At 70.8% G+C, this 17,091-nt stretch carries 14 protein-coding genes; 7 read left to right on the forward strand and 7 right to left on the reverse strand.

Annotated elements, in window-relative coordinates:
- The first annotated feature begins 10 nt into the window (after positions 1–10).
- Complete coding sequence (locus tag MTAB308_RS06450) at positions 11–1,030, forward strand: Rv2578c family radical SAM protein (protein WP_077098667.1); 1,020 nt, start codon at positions 11–13, stop codon at positions 1,028–1,030.
- A 1-nt stretch (position 1,031) separates the two neighbouring features.
- Here MTAB308_RS06450 and MTAB308_RS06455 read toward each other — a convergent pair whose 3' ends face one another.
- Positions 1,032–2,597, reverse strand: a complete 1,566-nt coding sequence (locus MTAB308_RS06455; protein ID WP_077098668.1) for a purple acid phosphatase family protein — start codon at positions 2,595–2,597, stop codon at positions 1,032–1,034.
- Between the two features lie 65 nt (positions 2,598–2,662).
- Between MTAB308_RS06455 and MTAB308_RS06460 the strand changes: the two genes are divergently transcribed.
- A complete protein-coding gene (locus MTAB308_RS06460) occupies positions 2,663–3,094 on the forward strand; it encodes a hypothetical protein (protein ID WP_077098669.1) in 432 nt (143 codons plus the stop codon).
- On the opposite strand, the gene ypfJ is transcribed toward MTAB308_RS06460, so the two are convergent.
- Genes ypfJ through MTAB308_RS06475 form a run of 3 tightly spaced genes read right to left on the reverse strand, consistent with a single transcriptional unit; the run spans position 3,091 to position 5,370 of the window.
- The gene (ypfJ, locus tag MTAB308_RS06465; protein ID WP_077098670.1) at positions 3,091–3,966 is read right to left on the reverse strand and encodes a KPN_02809 family neutral zinc metallopeptidase; all 876 of its coding nucleotides are present in this window, start codon (positions 3,964–3,966) and stop codon (positions 3,091–3,093) included. The genes MTAB308_RS06460 and ypfJ overlap by 4 nt on opposite strands.
- Positions 3,967–3,975: 9 nt before the next feature.
- Entirely contained in the window at positions 3,976–4,473 is a 498-nt protein-coding gene (locus tag MTAB308_RS06470; RefSeq protein WP_077098671.1) for an SRPBCC family protein, read from the reverse strand.
- A 9-nt stretch (positions 4,474–4,482) separates the two neighbouring features.
- Positions 4,483–5,370: an oxidoreductase gene (locus MTAB308_RS06475; RefSeq protein WP_216823653.1), complete on the reverse strand. Its 888-nt coding sequence runs from the start codon at positions 5,368–5,370 to the stop codon at positions 4,483–4,485.
- Positions 5,371–5,426: 56 nt separating this feature from the next.
- On the opposite strand from MTAB308_RS06475, the gene aspS reads away from it, so the two are divergent.
- From aspS to MTAB308_RS06490, 3 genes are read left to right on the forward strand one after another with little or no spacing between them, the layout of a single operon-like run.
- The gene (aspS, locus tag MTAB308_RS06480) at positions 5,427–7,208 is read left to right on the forward strand and encodes an aspartate--tRNA ligase (protein WP_108637209.1); all 1,782 of its coding nucleotides are present in this window, start codon (positions 5,427–5,429) and stop codon (positions 7,206–7,208) included.
- Positions 7,205–7,639, forward strand: coding sequence for a nitroreductase family deazaflavin-dependent oxidoreductase (locus tag MTAB308_RS06485; protein WP_077098672.1), 435 nt, complete (start codon positions 7,205–7,207; stop codon positions 7,637–7,639). The genes aspS and MTAB308_RS06485 overlap by 4 nt, the downstream gene beginning before the upstream one ends.
- Positions 7,640–7,644: 5 nt before the next feature.
- A complete protein-coding gene (locus MTAB308_RS06490; RefSeq protein ID WP_083746446.1) occupies positions 7,645–8,670 on the forward strand; it encodes an FUSC family protein in 1,026 nt (341 codons plus the stop codon).
- On the opposite strand, the gene MTAB308_RS06495 is transcribed toward MTAB308_RS06490, so the two are convergent.
- Positions 8,665–9,054, reverse strand: coding sequence for an MmcQ/YjbR family DNA-binding protein (locus MTAB308_RS06495; protein ID WP_077098674.1), 390 nt, complete (start codon positions 9,052–9,054; stop codon positions 8,665–8,667). The genes MTAB308_RS06490 and MTAB308_RS06495 overlap by 6 nt on opposite strands.
- Positions 9,055–9,075: 21 nt before the next feature.
- Between MTAB308_RS06495 and MTAB308_RS06500 the strand changes: the two genes are divergently transcribed.
- Positions 9,076–10,059, forward strand: a complete 984-nt coding sequence (locus MTAB308_RS06500) for a transglutaminase family protein (protein ID WP_083746447.1) — start codon at positions 9,076–9,078, stop codon at positions 10,057–10,059.
- The gene (locus tag MTAB308_RS06505; protein WP_077098676.1) at positions 10,052–11,107 is read left to right on the forward strand and encodes a zinc-binding metallopeptidase family protein; all 1,056 of its coding nucleotides are present in this window, start codon (positions 10,052–10,054) and stop codon (positions 11,105–11,107) included. The genes MTAB308_RS06500 and MTAB308_RS06505 overlap by 8 nt, the downstream gene beginning before the upstream one ends.
- 8 nt (positions 11,108–11,115) lie before the next feature.
- Here MTAB308_RS06505 and MTAB308_RS06510 read toward each other — a convergent pair whose 3' ends face one another.
- Together MTAB308_RS06510 and MTAB308_RS06515 are read right to left on the reverse strand one after the other, a co-directional pair.
- Positions 11,116–13,749, reverse strand: coding sequence for a circularly permuted type 2 ATP-grasp protein (locus tag MTAB308_RS06510; protein WP_108637239.1), 2,634 nt, complete (start codon positions 13,747–13,749; stop codon positions 11,116–11,118).
- A 14-nt stretch (positions 13,750–13,763) separates the two neighbouring features.
- The gene (locus MTAB308_RS06515) at positions 13,764–17,087 is read right to left on the reverse strand and encodes a transglutaminase family protein (protein WP_077098678.1); all 3,324 of its coding nucleotides are present in this window, start codon (positions 17,085–17,087) and stop codon (positions 13,764–13,766) included.
- Positions 17,088–17,091: the final 4 nt, after the last annotated feature.

Below are 17,091 nucleotides of genomic sequence, written 5' to 3' on the forward strand. Positions count from 1 at the left end.
AATAGAGGTTATGCGCTGGTCCAACCAGGCCGTCGCGGTCAACGGGGACCCCGTCGACGACGGGGCGCTGCCGGGGCTGCAGCGGATCGGCCTGCTCCGAAGCGTGCGCGCGCCGCAATTCGAGGGGATCACCTTCCACGAGGTGCTGTGCAAGTCGGCGCTCAACAAGGTGCCCAACGCGTCGGCCCTGCCGTTCCGCTACACCGTCAACGGCTACCGCGGCTGCTCGCACGCCTGCCGCTACTGTTTCGCCCGTCCCACCCACGAATATCTCGACTTCGACTGCGGCACCGACTTCGACACCCAGGTGGTGGTCAAGACCAACGTCGCCGAGGTGCTGCGTCGCGAGCTGCGCCGGCCGTCGTGGCAGCGTGAGACCGTCGCGCTGGGCACCAACACCGATCCCTACCAGCGCGCCGAGGGCCGCTACGCGCTGATGCCGGGCATCATCGGCGCGCTCGCGGGGTCCGGCACCCCGCTGTCGATCCTCACCAAGGGCACGCTGCTGCGGCGCGACCTTCCGCTGATAGCCGATGCGGCCCAACAGGTTCCGGTATCGGTGGCGGTGTCGCTGGCGGTCGGCGACCCGGACTTGCACCGCGACGTCGAACCGGGCACCCCGACACCGCAGGCGCGGCTGGGCCTTGTCACCGCGATCCGCGATGCCGGCCTGGACTGCCACGTGATGGTCGCCCCGGTGCTGCCGCATCTCACCGATTCCGCCGAGCACCTCGATCGGCTGCTGGGCCAGATCGCCGCGGCCGGCGCCACGGGCGTGACGGTTTTCGGCCTGCACCTGCGCAGTTCGACCCGGGGCTGGTTCATGGCGTGGCTGGCCCGCTCGCACCCCGAACTGGTCGGGCGGTATCGCGAGCTGTACCGCCGCGGGGCCTACCTGCCGCCGAGCTACCGCGACGCGCTGCGCGCGCGGGCGGCGCCGCTGATCGCCAAGCATCGGCTGGGCGGCGATCACCGCCCGGTGCCACAGCCCACGGCCACGCCGAAACCCCAGCAGACGACGCTGTTTTGAGCTAGGCGGACCGGTCGCCGCGCGGCTTGGTCAGCGTGAACTGGTCCACCGCGGTGACCTGGCCGGAGGGACCGGTCAGCGCGTAATGCGTGGCGTTGATCGTGGTGTTGCCGCCGGGCTGGCCCGGGTCCACGTCGAAAGACGCGAAGCCGTAGGGGTTGTCGCGGTCGCGGAACGCCGACCAGGGCGCGTCCTCCAGGACGTAGATCGGCGCCTTGCGGCCGAGCCCGGGGTCGAACGCCCCGACGCCGGTCAGCACGCGGCACCGCGGCTCGGGAAAGAAGAACCCGTTGCTGGGCGCCGACGTGCCGCCGCCGCCGATGACGAGGTGCACGGTGCCGCGCGTCGAATCGATGAGGTCGTTGCGCGTGGCGACGGGCACCGGCGTGCGGGTGTCGGTGCCCAGCGCTCCGCGCAGCGGATGCGACCGCTCGTAATGGTGCTCGTGGCCGCACACCACCAGATCGACCTGATACTGGTCGAACAACGGCAGCCATTCCTCGCGGATGCCCAGGTCGGCGCCGTTGGCCTTGTCGGCGGTGGAGATCGCCGTCTGGTGCATGCAGACGACGATCCAGTCGACGTCGGGGTCGCGCCGTGCGGCCGCGAGTTCGCCGGCCAGCCAACGCTTTTGCTCTCCGCCCGAGTAGCCGTGCACGTAGAAGTTGCCGCCGTCCTGGAAGGCGATGTCGTCGTTGTTGAGGCTGATCACCCGGACCGAGCCGGCGGTGAACGAGTACCACAGCCCGCGGGTTTCCACGCTGGACCCCGAGTCCGGCAATGCGAAGTAGGTCTGGTAGGCGCCGTAACCGATTGGCCCGTTGCCCAATTCGTTTTCGTGGTTGCCCGCGGCCGGCATCCAGGGGCGGTACCGCGCCGAGCGCGTGTTGTTCTCGAACCAGTTCGACCAGGTGCGGATGCGGTCCCGCGCCAGGTTGGCATAGCACAGGTCGCCGTTGACGAGGTTGAACAGCGGGCCGAGGCGCTCAACCGCCAGCGTGGTGTCGGCGGCCGCGGGCGATCCGATGTTGTCGGTGGCGTACCTGCCGTCGGGCAGCCTGGCCAGCGTCGGCGTGGACTGGTCCCCGAAGCTGGTGAAGCGCAGCGGCTTTCGCCCCGACGGGGCCGTCCGCACCGTCCCGCTCTCCGGCTCGGCGCCGTCGTGCACCGCGGCGTACACGTAGTCGGAATCGGGCGCCAGCCCCGTCAGGCGGGCGTGGTTGACGCGAACCTCGACACCCGACTTGGCATCCCGGTAAGTGCGCGTTTCGGCCGCGACGGTGCGCCCGAACCCGGATTCGGGGGTGCCCAGCACGACGCGCGGATTGCGGACGGCCTCGGTGGTGTGCCAGGAGACCACCACCTCGGTCGCGGCGCTCTTGCCGAACTGCAGATGCAGACCGGTCACCGGCGGTGCGCCGCTGCGGTCGGGCTGATACCACGCCGAGGGCGCCTGGGGATGCGACCAGAGCAGGGTCGCGCCGCCCCCGATGCCCGCCCCCAGCGCGGCCGAGACGGCGCCGTTGGTCAACAGCCGGCGGCGGCTGATCCCGGCGTCGGCAGTCATGTGTGCTTCATACCTGACGCGGGCGAACCGGCGGCATCGGTAACGAATCCGGTAGCGTTTTCGATATGACGAACGTGCGAAAAGTGATCGGCGCGGTCGCGTCGGCAACGTTTGCGGCGGCCGCGGGAGTGGCCGCGATCCCCGCGACCGCACACGCGGACGGCCATCAGGTGACCTACACCGTGACGAGCCCTAACAATCTGACCGCCACGGTCAGCTACGTGAGTTCCGATCCGCCCAGCCAGGCCGCCTACAACGCGGACCCGTCGAAGTTCATGACCAGTGTGCAGGCGCCGCTGAGCGGGGGAGCGCCGGTCACCTACACAGCCACGTTGGCCAACCCGACCCAGTGGGCGAGCATCACCGCCAGTGGCATGCTGCACTGGCCGGATTCGGGCAATGGTCCCGCTTCGTTCCACTGCGAGATCGCCGTCGACGGCCAAGTGGTCGCGCATCAGGACGCGACGACCACCGTCACCTGCGCGGCCAAGGGTTAGCCCAGGTTCGTCGCGGAGAAGGTGTCGCACTTGTTGGGGTCGCCGGTCTGGTACCCGATGGTGAACCACTTCTGCCGTTCCGCCGACGAGCCGTGCGTCCACGACTCGGGGTTGACGCGTCCCGTCGACTCCTTCTGAATCCGGTCATCGCCCACCGACGCGGCCGCCGAGAGCGCGTCGGAGATGTCCTGGTCGCTCAGCGGTTGCAGGTAGGGCACGCCGGTGCTCTCCTGCTTCACCGTCGACGCGTAGTGCGCCCAGATGCCGGCGTAGCAGTCGGCCTGTAGCTCCGTGCGCACGCCGTTGCCGCCGGCGCCCTGCGCCCCCTGCTGGGAGCGGCCCAGGATGCCCTGCAGCTGCTGTACGTGGTGGCCGTACTCGTGCGCGACCACGTACTCCTGCGCGAAAGGCCCACCGCTGGAACCGAATCGGTCGACCAGCTCCTTGAAGAAGTCGGTGTCGAAGTACGCGGTCTGGTCCACCGGGCAGTAGAACGGGCCCACCGCGGTGGTGGCGGGCCCGCACCCGGTGTTGACCGAACCGGTGAACAGGCGCACGTGCGGGCGGGTGTAGTTCGGCATCAGCTGGTGCCACACCGCATCCACGGAGTTGCCGGTCGCGATCACGCGGCACTGCACGTACTTGTTGGCGTCGGCCCCGGTCTTGCACTGGCTCAGGTCGAAACCGGGCGCCGAATAGCCGCCCGTGTTCATCTGCTGGTTCATCACGCGGCCCGGATCGATGCCGAAAAACAACGCGCCGATGAGGATCAGCAGCCCGATTCCGCCGCCCCCGACGGCCATGCCCAGGCCGCCGCCACCGGACGACGACGCGGTGCTGGTGTCGATCTGCATGCCCTCGTTGAAGGTCATCGCGCGCTCCTAGGGTTGCCGGGCCGCAAGGGCGTCCGTGTAGCCGCGCAGGTTGCGCAGGAACCGGCGCAGGCCCAGGTTCAGCAGCGGGCGGGCCACCAACATCGCCAACCAGGCGGGGCCGGCCGGCTTCTGCGCCATGATCCAGGTCAGCCGGCAGCCTCCGGGGATCACCTCGACCCGGTAGTCCTCGGCGAACGCGGCGACGGCCTGCGTGGAGCATTCGTTGAACCGGAATGCCATGCGGGTGAACGGCTCCCACGCCAGGAACTCTTCGTTGCCGACCATGCCGCCGCGCATGTCGACGGTGCGGGTGGTGCCCACTCCGCGCGGCTCGGGACTGGTCCAGGTGACCTTGGTGATCACCGATGCCCACCGCGGCCACGACTCGGCATCGGCCAGCACGTCGAAAAGCTGCTCGGGGGTGATGGCCAGGTCGACGCTGTTGGCAAAGCGAAAGGGTGCGGTGTCGACGAAGCTCAGGTCGACGCGCTCGCAGGGGAACATGGAAATAATCTAGCCGGGGCCGTCGCTCGCCGCGGCCAGTAGCGGCACCAGCACGTCGCTGATCGGCGTCGCCAGGCCGTGGGCGCGGGCCTTGCGGATGATGACGCCGTTGCGGATGTCCCACTCCATCCGCCGGCGGTTCTCCGCGTCGGCCAGGATCGAGGTGCCCATGTCCTCGGGGGCCTGCCGGAAGAGCCCGCCCAACTCGTCGGCCACGTCGTCGGGCAGCCGGGCGCCCTCGGCCCGCGCGACGGCCAGGCATTCGGCCACGTAGCGCCGCGACAGCTCGGCGACATCGTCGCGGCGGAACATGCCGGAGCGCCGCCGCGACAGGGCCATGAACCCGGCCAGCGCGTTGGTCAGCAGCTTGCGCCAGGCGGCGGTGAGGAAGTCGGGATCGCAGTCCACCCGGCAGCCGGCGCCGCGCAGCAGCTGGGCGACGCTTTCCGCCGAGGGTCCCGACGGCAGCACCAGCCGGGCCTCGGTGCGCAACCGCACCCAGCCTTGCGGCTGCGTCTCGGCGCCGTACCAGACGATCCCGGGGACCACCGGCGACGACGGGCAGTGCGACTGCACCTGCTCGACCTGCTCCACCCCGTTTTGCAGCACGACGACGATGGTGTGCTCGCCGCACAGGCGGGCCAGCCAGCCCGCCGCCTCGTCGTTCTGGGTGGCCTTGACCGCCAGCACCAGGACGTCGACGGGGCCGCTCACCTCGGCGGGATCGGTGTGCACCGGGCCGGGCACGACGATCGGATCGGCGCCGTCAGGCCGCAATTCGATGCTGTCGCGGGGCGTGTGACCGCACAGCAGCACCGGATGCCCGGCCTTGTGCAGCAGCGCGGCGACCGTCGTGCCGACGGCGCCGGGACCGACGAGTGCGATGTTGGTGACGATAGGACCGAAATTACCTGCCTCTAGACTGGGCACTCGTTCCGACCGCGGGAAAGGGAGTGTTTGTGCTGCGCAGCCACGCCGCCGGTTCGCTGAGAAGCAGCGACGCCGGCCAGCAGGTGACGTTGGCCGGTTGGGTGGCCCGGCGCCGCGATCACGGCGGGGTCATCTTCATCGACCTGCGCGACGCCTCCGGGGTCGCCCAGGCGGTGTTCCGCGCGGCGGATGTCCTGGCCCAGGCCCACCGGCTGCGCGCCGAGTTCTGCGTCGCGGTCACCGGCGTCGTCGAGGTCCGCCCGGAGGGCAACGCCAACCCGGAGATCGCGACGGGGGACATCGAGGTCAACGTGACCTCGCTGAGCGTGCTGGGGGAGAGCGCACCGCTGCCGTTCCAGCTGGACGAGCCCGCCGGCGAGGAGCTGCGGCTGAAGTACCGCTACCTCGACCTGCGCCGCGACGGTCCGGCCGCGGCGATTCGATTGCGCTCCAAGGTGAATGCCGCCGCGCGCGCGGTGCTCGCGCGGCACGACTTCGTCGAGATCGAGACGCCGACGATCACCCGCTCGACCCCGGAGGGGGCGCGCGACTTCCTGGTGCCGTCGCGCCTGCACCCGGGCTCGTTCTACGCCCTGCCGCAGAGCCCGCAGCTGTTCAAGCAGCTGCTGATGGTGGCCGGCATGGAGCGCTACTACCAGATCGCGCGCTGCTACCGCGACGAGGATTTCCGCGCCGACCGCCAGCCCGAGTTCACCCAGCTCGACATGGAGATGAGCTTCGTCGACGCCGAGGACATCATCGCCGTCTCCGAGGAGATCCTGGCCGCGCTGTGGGAACTGATCGGCTACGCGCTCCCGACGCCGATCCCGCGAATCAGTTACGCCGACGCGATGCGCCGGTTCGGCTCCGACAAGCCCGACATGCGGTTCGCCCTCGAGCTCGTCGAGTGCACGGAGTTCTTCTCCGACACCACCTTTCGCGTCTTCCAGGCGCCCTACGTCGGCGCGGTCGTCATGCCCGGCGGGGCCTCGCAGCCGCGGCGCACCCTGGACGGCTGGCAGGAGTGGGCCAAGCAGCGCGGGCACCGCGGGCTGGCCTACGTCCTGGTCGGCGAGGACGGCGAGCTGGCCGGCCCGGTGGCCAAGAACCTGTCCGACGCCGAGCGCGGCGGGCTGGCCGCCCACGTCGGGGCCGACCCGGGCGACTGCATCTTCTTTTCGGCGGGCCCGGCCAAGTCGTCGCGGGCGCTGCTGGGCGCCGCGCGCGGCGAGATCGCCAAGCGGCTGGGCCTGATCGACCCGGACGCGTGGGCGTTCGTGTGGGTGGTCGACCCGCCGTTGTTCGAGCCCGCCGAGGACGCGACCGCGGCCGGCGACGTGGCGGTGGGCACCGGGGCGTGGACGGCCGTGCACCACGCGTTCACCTCGCCCAAGCCGGAATTCGAGGACGCGGTCGACAAGGATCCCGGCGGCGTGCTGGCCGACGCCTACGACATCGTCTGCAACGGCAACGAGATCGGCGGCGGCTCGATCCGTATCCACCGCCGCGACATCCAGGAGCGGGTGTTCGCGGTGATGGGCCTCGATGCGGCCGAGGCCCAGGAGAAGTTCGGATTCCTGTTGGAGGCGTTCATGTTTGGCGCGCCGCCGCACGGCGGCATCGCGTTCGGCTGGGACCGGATCAACGCGCTGCTGTCCGGCGTCGACTCCATCCGCGAGGTGATCGCCTTCCCCAAGACCGGCGGCGGCGTCGACCCGCTCACCGACGCCCCGGCGCCCATCACCGCCCAGCAGCGCAAGGAGTCCGGAATAGACGCCAAGCCCGAGAAGGTTGAGCGGGCATGACCGAAGAAATGCCTGACACCGGCACCATCAACGCGTTCAACACGAGCATCATCGACGAATTCCGGGCCAACGGCGGCAAGGTCGGCGGCCAGTTCGAGGGCGCCAACCTGCTGCTGCTCACCACCACCGGCGCCAAGTCCGGCGAGCCCCGGGTCAACCCGCTGGCCTACTTCCGCATCGACGGCAAGCTGATCATCATCGGGTCGTTCGCCGGCGCCCCCGTCAGCCCGGCCTGGGTGCACAACCTGCGGGCCAACCCGGCGGCGCACGTGGAGATCGGGACGGACGCGTTCGACGTCACCGCCCGCGAGCTGCCGCCCGCCGAGCGCGACGCGCTCTTCGAGAAGGTCGCCGCCTCCGCACCCGGGTTCGCCGAGTACCAGGCCAAGACCAGCCGGGTCATTCCGCTGTTCGAGTTGCAGCCGGCCTGACGGCGGTGAACGCCGCGCGCGCGGGCATCAAACGGCTCCGCGCCGTGTGGTTCACGCTCGTGCAGACGTCGGTCGCCGCGGGCCTGTCCTGGTACCTCGCGCACGACCTGCTCGGCCACCCGCAGCCGTTCTTCGCGCCCATCGCCGCCGCGGTGTCGCTGTCGGTCAGCAACGTGCTGCGCGCCCAGCGCGCCATCCAGATGATGGTGGGCGTGACCCTGGGCATCGGGGTCGGCACCCTGGTCCAGGCGCTGCTGGGGCCCGGCGCCGTGGCGATCGGCGCCGCCGCGCTGATCGCGCTGTTCGTCGCGGTGTTCATCGGTCACGGCTACATCGGCCAGGGCATGATGTTCGCCAATCAGACCGCCATTTCGGCGATCCTGGTGCTGGCCCTCTACCGCAGCAACGTCGGGTTGGAACGCATCTACGACGCGCTGCTCGGCGGCGCCGTGGCGATCGTCTTCGCCGTCCTGCTCTTCCCCGCCGACCCCCTGCAGGTGTTGCGCAGCGCGCGCGTCGGCGTGCTGGGTGTGCTGCACGGTGTGCTGTCGCGCGCCGCGGACTTCGCCGCCGGACGCCGGGAGGCCCCGCCCGACTGGCCGCTGTCGGCCGTCGACCGGGTGCACCAGCAGCTCGGCAACCTCATCGAGGCGCGCACGACGGCCCGCCACGTCGTGCAGATCGCGCCGCGCCGCTGGGGGCTGCGCGACGCGGTGCGGGCCGCCGATCACCAGGGGGTGCACGTGGCGCTGCTCGCCGGCTCGGCGCTGGAGCTGGCCCGGGCGGTCGCGCCCGGCGCCGACGGGTGCCCCCGGCTTCCCCAGCCCGCACACAGCGCGCTGGTGGTGCTCGCGGCCGCGACCGCCCTCGCCGACTCCGACCCCGCCGGGGCGTGCGCCTACACCGCGTCCGCGCGCCATCACGCCTCTCAGCTGCATGCCCTCGCCCGCGAGCGAACCCAGGTGGTGCTCGCCGACGTCGTCCAGGCCTGCGTCGACGACCTGCAGCGGGTCATCGACCTGCGCTCATAGCGAATCGGCCAGGTACTCCTGGACGAGTTTCTTGGGCGCCTGCGTCAGCCAGGCCTCGGTGATCACCTCGACGAGATCGCGCACCCCGATCTCGCCGAGCCGGATCAGCACCGCCGGATAGCCGTCGAAATGCGGGGTGGTGAAGTAGACCCCGGGCTCGTCGGCGATCAACGCGAACTTGACGCCCTCGTCGGAGACCCGCACCCCGAGGATGTCGCCCTCGGGCGGCTCGACGCCGCTGTCCGCCAGCGTTTTGCGATCCGACGGGCGCAGTGGCCGCTCCCACGCCAGCAACTTCTTGCCGACCCGCCACTCGTGCGGTGACGGCTCGGAGGTAAGTGCCAGCTCACCAACGATGCGGGCGACGTCGTTCCACGTGGCCACGCTTTCGATTGTGCTCCCGACATGGCGCGCTTGGCTCGCGAACGGCAAACGAGGTGTGGTGGGATCAGCCTTGTGTCAGAAGCCTTGCTGGAAGGTCATGCCCGCCGGCACCGGGTCACCCATCGCACCGAGTACCGCTATTCCGACGTCGTGACCAGCTCTTATGGTCGGGGCTTCCTCACGCCGCGGGACTCGCAACGCCAGCGGTGCGTCGCGCATGTGCTGACCATCGACCCGCCCCCCGCCGACAGCTCCACCAGCGTCGACAGCTACGGCAACGTCAGCTCCTACTTCCACGTCACCGAGCCGCACCAGGCCCTGACGATCACCAGCGACTCCATCGTCGACGTGTATCCGCCGCCCCCAGAGCGCTACAGCAGCGGGCCGGCGGTGCAGCCCTGGGAGGCCGCCCGGCCGGCCGGACGCAGGGGAGCGCTGGCGACCGAGTTCGCGCTCGACCTGAACCCGCCGGAGATCACGGACGGGGTGCGCGAGTACGCGGCGCCCAGTTTCGCGCCCGAGCGCCCCCTGGTCGAGGTGCTGCGCGATCTCACGTCGCGGATTTTCGCCGACTTCACCTACCGCTCGGGGTCGACGACGATTTCCACCGGGGTCAACGAGGTTCTGGCGGCCCGGGAAGGGGTATGCCAGGACTTTGCGAGGCTGGCGATCGCCTGCCTGCGCGCCAACGGTCTGGCGGCCAGCTACGTGTCCGGTTATCTGGCCACCGACCCGCCCCCGGGAAAGGATCGGATGATCGGCATCGACGCCACCCACGCCTGGGCGGCGGTGTGGACCCCGCAGGAGCCCGGCCGGTTCGAGTGGCTGGGGCTCGATCCCACCAACGACCAGCTCGTTGACGAGCGTTACATCATCGTGGGGCGCGGGCGCGACTACGCCGATGTGCCGCCGCTGCGCGGCATCATCTACACCAACTCCGAGCACAGCGTGATCGACGTCGCCGTCGACGTGGTGCCCTTTGAAGGCGACGCGCTGCATGCGTGACTTCCATTGCCCCAACTGCGGCCAGCGCCTGACGTTCGAGAACTCCACGTGCCTGTCGTGCGGCAGCGCGCTGGGGTTCTCGCTCGAGCAGATGGCCCTGCTGGTGATCAGCGCCGGCGACGAGGCCGACCGCGCCGGTTTCGTCAGCGCCGCCGAATACGAGCTGTGCGCCAATCGCCATCTGGCCGAATGCAATTGGCTGGTCCCAACCAACCTTCCCGGCGGCCTGTGCCCGTCGTGCGCGCTCACGCTGGAGCGCCCCAACGACGCGGACACCGACGGCCTGGCCGCGTTCGCCCGCGCCGAGGCGGCCAAGCGGCGGCTGGTCGTCGAGCTGCACGAAATGAAGTTGCCGATCATCGGCCGCGACCGCGACCCGGACTACGGACTGGGCTTTCGCCTGCTGTCCAGCGCGCACGAGAAGGTGCTCACCGGCCACGAGAACGGCATCATCACAATCGATCTGGCCGAGGGCGACGACGTGCACCGCGAGCAGCTGCGGGTCGAGATGGACGAGCCCTACCGGACGCTGCTCGGGCACTTTCGCCACGAGGTCGGGCATTACTACTTCTACCGGCTGATCACCCCGTCGAGTGAGTACGTGGCGCGGTTCAACGAGCTGTTCGGCGATCCCGACGCGGATTACCAAGCGGCGCTTGACCGGCACTACAACCAGGGCGCGCCCGAGGGTTGGCAGGAAAGCTTCGTGTCGTCGTACGCGACCATGCACGCCGCCGAGGATTGGGCCGAGACGTTCGCCCACTACCTGCACATCCGCGACACCCTGGACACCGCGGCGTGGTGCGCGTTCGCGCCGGCGTCGGCGACCTTCGACCGTACACCGTTGGGCCCCAGCGCCTTTCCCACCATCATCGAGATGTGGCTGCCGGTGTCGTGGTCGCTGAACATGGTGAACCGCTCGATGGGACGCGACGACCTGTACCCGTTCGTGCTGCCGGTCGCCGTGCTGGACAAGATGCAGTTCATCCACGACGTGATCGACGAGGTGACGTCGGAGCTGATCGGGCGGGCCACCATCGCGGGATAGTCGCGGGTCTAGGCCGGCATCACCCGTCGTTCATCGGGGCCCCACAGCGGCTGGATGCCGCCCGGCAACCGCAATTGCGTTTCGGTGATGACCTCGGCCAACTCGCGCAGCTCGGAGTGGATGGTGTCGAGCAGTTCGGCCAGCACCGCGCGGCGCCCGCCGCTGACCGCTTCCAGCTGTTCGGGGTGCGACCGGCGCACCAGCGTGCCGATCTCCTCGACCAGCCGCTCGGGGCGCGACGACCCCGAGGAGCTCGGCAGGTCCTTGAGGTTGGTCCGCAGCCGCTCCAGCTGATAGAGCAGCGACCGCGGGTTGCTGATGTCATACAGCATCAGCTCGGCCACGGCGGCGACGCTGACCTTGCCGACGGTGCGGCGCCGGTAGCTCACCGACGATTCGCACGCCACCAGCGTCGCCTCGATGATCGTTTGCTCGGCGGGCGCGCCGCGGACGTCGATCATCGTGGCCCGCAACAGCGCGGTCAGCCACAGGCCTCTCTCGATGCGTTTGCCGATGTCCGTCATCGTCCAGCCGACGTCGCGCACCATCGACTCGCCGGCCACCCCCGACAGCGTCAGCATCCCGGCCAGCGTCTGCGCCTGGGCCGACGCCAGCAGCGCGTCGGCTTCGGCCAGGGAGTCCGGCGGCTCCGGCCGCAGCGCAATCGCGCGCTCCACCCCCGCCAGCACCGTCCAGGTGTCGTTGGACAACTGGTCCCGCACCGCGCGGGCGGCCAGCGCCAGCCCCTCCACCGACTGCACCAGGGATCCGGACCGGTTGGGGTCCACGGTCAGCGACCACAGCGTCGAGGGTGCGACGGCGATCATCTCGGCGCCATCGCTCTCAGACCCGGTGTCGTTAGCGGTGATTCGGCCCAGCGCGGCCAGCAGCACCGGCACGCATTCGCTCTCCTCGATGTCCTGGTGGTGCCGGTAGACGTGGAAGCGATCGCGGGCGACGATGAGCAGCCGGGCCATCTGTTCGGCGCGTTCGCCGTAGCGGCCCATCCAGAACAGGTCGGACAGCACGCGCGGCGAGCTGACGCCCCAGGTGCCCGCCGCGGTCTTCGCCGGTTCTAGACCCGAGGGCTGCAAAGAGGGGACAGCGATCGTCTCGGCCCGCGCGCGCTCCGTCGGGCGCACCCAGACATCCTTCGCCGCAATGGTTTTCAGCGTATAGGCGGCCGGCCCGGGGGCCAGCACGTAGCCCGCGCCGCCGATCATCGGAGCGTAGCCGCCGCGCTGGGCGACGGTGAACAACCGCATCCCGACGCCGGCCGACGACAACACGCCGGCATGGTCGGTGGGCGCCGACGAGAACTGCGGCAGTTCCTGGCCGACCCACTGCCACGGCATGTCCTCGATGCGCGCGGCCAGCTCGGCCAGTTGAGCGGACGAAAGCGTCGGCCCGACAAGGGTGTTCCCGCCGACGGTCGACTTGATCAACAGCGACGACAGGTTGGCCAGCAGGTGCGAACGCTCGCTCGCCACGCCGCCCCAGTAGACCGGCGCGGTGTGCAGCAGCGGCTCCTCGCCGAGCAGCCGCTCGGCCAGCTCGGGCAGAAACCGCAGCAGCCCGGGGCTTTCCAGGATGCCGCTGCCCAGCGTGTTGACGACCGTCACCGTCCCGCGATGCTGCGCTTCCACCAGGCCGACCACACCGAGGCGGGAATCGGCACGCAGGTCCAGCGGATCGGTGTACTGCGCGTCGACCCGGCGCAGGACCACGTCGACGCGTTTGAGCGTGCCCAGCGAGCGCATCCACAACTTGCCGTCGCGCACCACCAGGTCGGCGCTCTCCACCAGCGGGAAGCCCAGCAGGGTGGCCAGATACGCCTGGTCGAAGGCGGTCTCCGAATAGATGCCCGGGCTGAGCACCACGACGACGGGGTCCTGCGCGACGTCGGGCGCGGCGTCGATCAGCGCCAGCCGCAACGCCTGCGCGAACGGCGTCGTGGGTCGCGGCGCGATCCTTTCGTAGAGGTCCGGAATCGAGTGCGCCACCACGCGCCGGTCGGCCAGCGCGTACCCGGCGCCCGACGGCGCCTGCGTCCAGTCGGCGTTGACCTGAAAGCCGCCGTCCGGCTGCCGGCTGACGTCGCAGCCGTGCATGAACAGCTGGTGGTGTCCGGGCACCTCGATGCCGTTGGCGGGCCGCACGTAACCCGGGTGCCCGAAGACCAGCTGCGGCGGCAGGGCCCCCTCGGTGAGCAGGGTGCGCGGGCCGTACAGATCTGCGAGCACGGCGTCGAGCAGGCGCGACCGCTGCACCAGCCCGGCCTCCAGGGCTTCCCAATCGGCCGCGGAGACAACGATCGGCAGGGCGTCCAGCCGCCAGGGCCGGGGCTCCAGGGCGTGCGCGCCGTCGCGGCCCGCGTCGACCTCGGTGTAGGTGATGCCGTCGTTGTCGACCAGGCTTTCCACCACCGAGCGCAACCGGTTCAGTCCGGCCCGGCCGCGGTCGGCGACGGCGTCGGCCAGCTCCGACCACGCCGGGCGCACGTTGCCCTCGCCGTCGACGAACTCGTCGTAGCCGATCCCCGGGCCGTGCCGCAGGTCGAAGAGCGCTTCCTGGGCCCGCGCGGTCCGGTACCCGGCCAGCAGCCGGTCGGCGTCGTAGTGGCCGCCGGTGTCGGTTGCCATGTGGGAAAGCGCCATTACTGCTGTACGGTACGGACGCGGCGCAGGTCGAGGATGCCCGGCGCGCCGATGTCGGTGAGGATCCTGGCCTGGCGCTCCCTGATGGCGGACAGGTCGAGCTTGCCCGGGGTGAAGCCGGTCGCCTCGAAGCGGCGGGCGCGGCGCGACTCGGCCTCGACGGCGTTGACCGGCGGCTCGTCGTAGGCGCGGCCGCCGGGGTGGGCGACGTGGTAGGTGCAGCCGCCGCGCGACGTCCCGGAGGTGAGGTCGATCAGCTCGAACTGCAGTGGGACGTCCGTGCTGATGGTCGGGTGCAGCGCGCTGGGCGGCTGCCAGGCCTTGAACCGCACGCCGCCGACGTGGATGTCGGGGTTGTCGGTGGCCAGCAGCGGCACCGGGTAGCCGTTGGCCGTCACCACGTAGCGGTGGCGATCGGCGCCGATGATGCGAATCTGGATGCGTTCGACCGACGAGTCGACGTAGCGCGCGGTGCCGGTGGCGGTGGCCTCCTCCCCGAGGGTGTTCCACGGTTCGATCGCCCCGCGCAGCTCGATCTCCACGCCGTCGAAGACCGCGGTGCCGATGCGGGGGAAGCGGAACTCGGTGAACGGGTCCAGCCAGCTGGTCTCGAAGGGTATGCCGTGCGCGCGCAGGTCGGCGGCGACGTCGGCGATGTCATGAATCAGGAAGTGCGGCAACAGGTATCGCCCGTGCAGGTTGGCGCCGTGCCGGATCAGCGGGGCGCGCAGCGGTTCGTCCCAGAACCACGCCACCAGCGAGCGCACCAGCAGCGACTGCACCATCGCCATGCGCAGGTGCGGCGGCATCTCGAAGCCGCGCAGCTCCAGCAGGCCGAGCCTGCCGCGGGGGCTGTCGGGGCTGTACAGCTTGTCGATGCAGAACTCGGCGCGATGGGTGTTGCCGGTGATGTCGGTGAGCAGGTGCCGCAGGGCGCGGTCGGTCACCCACGGCTTGGCGGCCCCGCCGGCGCACAGCCGCGCGATCTCGGAGAACGCGATCTCGAGCTCGTAGAGCGCCTCGGCGCGCCCCTCGTCGACCCGCGGGGCCTGGGACGTGGTGCCGACGAATCGCCCGGCGAACAGGTAGGACAGCGCCGGGTGGCGCTGCCAGTAGGTCAGCAGCGAGACCAGCAGGTCGGGGCGGCGCAGCAGCGGCGAGTCCGCGGGCGTCACGCCGCCGAGGGTGATGTGGTTGCCCCCGCCGGTGCCGCCGTGGGTGCCGTCGACGTCGAACGACTCGGTGGACAGCCGGGCCAGGCGGGCCTGTTCGTACAGGCTCTCCAGCAGCCGCGTCTGTTCGGCGAAGCTGGCGGTGGGCGGCACGTTGACCTCGATGACGCCCGGGTCGGGGGTGATCGTCACCGACCTCAGCCGCGGGTCCGGCGGCGGGCCGTAGCCCTCGATCACCACCCGGCAGTCCGCCTTGGCCGCGGCGGCCTCGACCCGGGCGATGAGGTCCACAAAGTGTTCCAGGGCCTCGGTGGGCGGCAGGAAGACGTACAGCAGCCCACGGCGGACCTCGGCGACCATCGCGGTCGGCGGTGCGTCGCCGGGTTCGGTGACCACGGCGTCACTCGCGGCGTCCGCCGCGAGCTCGCCGCCCGCGGTCAGGGGGTCGGCGTCGAACCGCTGCCGGGGCGGCCGCCAGCTGATCGAATCCAGCGGCAGCCGCAGGCCCGCCGGGGAATCGCCTTCCAGCAGCACGATCCGGCCGCGGCGCAGCCGCCAGTTCGCGCTGGCCCAGCCCCGGTCGTCGTCGCGGCGGTGCAGCGGCAGCACGAAAGCCGCCGGGGCCGTGGTGGATTCGTCGAGGCGCGCCAGCAGCTCGGCGCGCCCCTGCGCAGTGTCCGTGCCGAGGTCGTCGTCCGATCTCACCGGCTCGCCGTGGGGCTTGCGCACCTTGGCGGCCAGCCGGGCCAGCGGGTCCTCGTAGGCCGGCCGCACCTGGGAGGGCGGCAGCCCGAAGCCGTCGGCGACCGCGGCGAGCACCTCGCAGGCGGCGTCGCCCCGCTGCAGGCCCGGCGACCCGCTCCACGGGTCGGCCAGCAGCGCGCCGTCGGTCCACAGCGGGCGCCCGTCGGTGCGCCAGTACAGGGCAATCTGCCAGCGCGGCAACGGTTCTCCCGGATACCACCGGCCCTGCCCGCGCTGGATCAGCCCCTGCGGGGCCCACGCCCGCTTCAGCCGGGCGGCCAGATCGGAGGCGCGCTGGCGCTTGTGCGGGCCGTCGGCGGCGGTCGTCCACTCCTCGACTGACCCTTCTGGGGGGATGCCCACCGCAACGAACGTCGGCTCCCCGCCTACGGTCAGCCGGACGTCGGCGGCGGCCAGCCGTTCGTCGACGCGCCGCCCGACGTCGCAGATCACCCGCCAGGCCTCATCGGAATAGGGCAGGGTGACGCGCGGGTCCTCGTGCACGCGGGTGACGGTGTTGGAAAACTCCAGCGTCGATCCGCAGGGTTCGGTGCCGCCGCTGATGGGCGCCGCGGACGCCGGGTGCGGCGTGGCCGCCAGCGGAATGTGACCCTCGCCGGCGAACAGCCCCGACGTCGGGTCCAGCCCGATCCAGCCCGCGCCCGGGATGTACACCTCGGTCCACGCGTGCAGATCGGTGAAGTCGGCGGCCGGTCCGGACGGGCCGTCGAGCGCCTCGACGTCGGACGCCAGCTGCACCAGATAGCCGGAGACGAACCGGGCGGCCAGCCCCAGCTGGCGCAGGATCGAGACCAGCAGCCACGCCGAGTCCCGGCATGAGCCGACCCCGTTGCGCAACGTGAAATCCGGTGTCTGCACACCGGGTTCCATCCGCAGGCTGTAGGCGACGTCGGCGTTGACGGCGCGGTTGAGCGCGACGAGGAAGTCGATGGTGCGGGTGCCCTCGGGCACCCGGAAGTTGCCCACCCACGCCTGCGCCAGCTCGCCGGGGCCCGATCCCTCGCCGTCCTCGTCGACGGGCCGCAGGTAGGGCTTGAGGTCGTCGGCCAGCGCCTTGGGATAGCTCCACCCGCCGGCGGGCCAGGTCTCGGCCCAATCCTCGATGAAGAAGTCGAACGGGTTGATCACCTTGAGGTCGGCGATGAGCCCGACCGTGATGGTCAGCCGGGTCATCGGATTCGGAAACACCAGCCGGGCAAGGAAGTTGCCCACCGCGTCCTGCTGCCAGTTGATGAAGTGGTCGGTCGGCTCGACCCGCAACGAGTAGGCCTCGATGGCCGTGCGGGAGTGGGGCGCCGGGCGCAGCCGCACCACGTGCGGGTACACCCGGACCAGCCGGTCAAAGGTGTAGCTGGTGCGGTGCTCCAGCGCGACTTTGATGGTCACCCGC

Origin of the sequence: Mycobacterium terramassiliense (assembly GCF_900157385.1) — a bacterium.
GTDB classification, from domain to species: domain Bacteria; phylum Actinomycetota; class Actinomycetes; order Mycobacteriales; family Mycobacteriaceae; genus Mycobacterium; species Mycobacterium terramassiliense.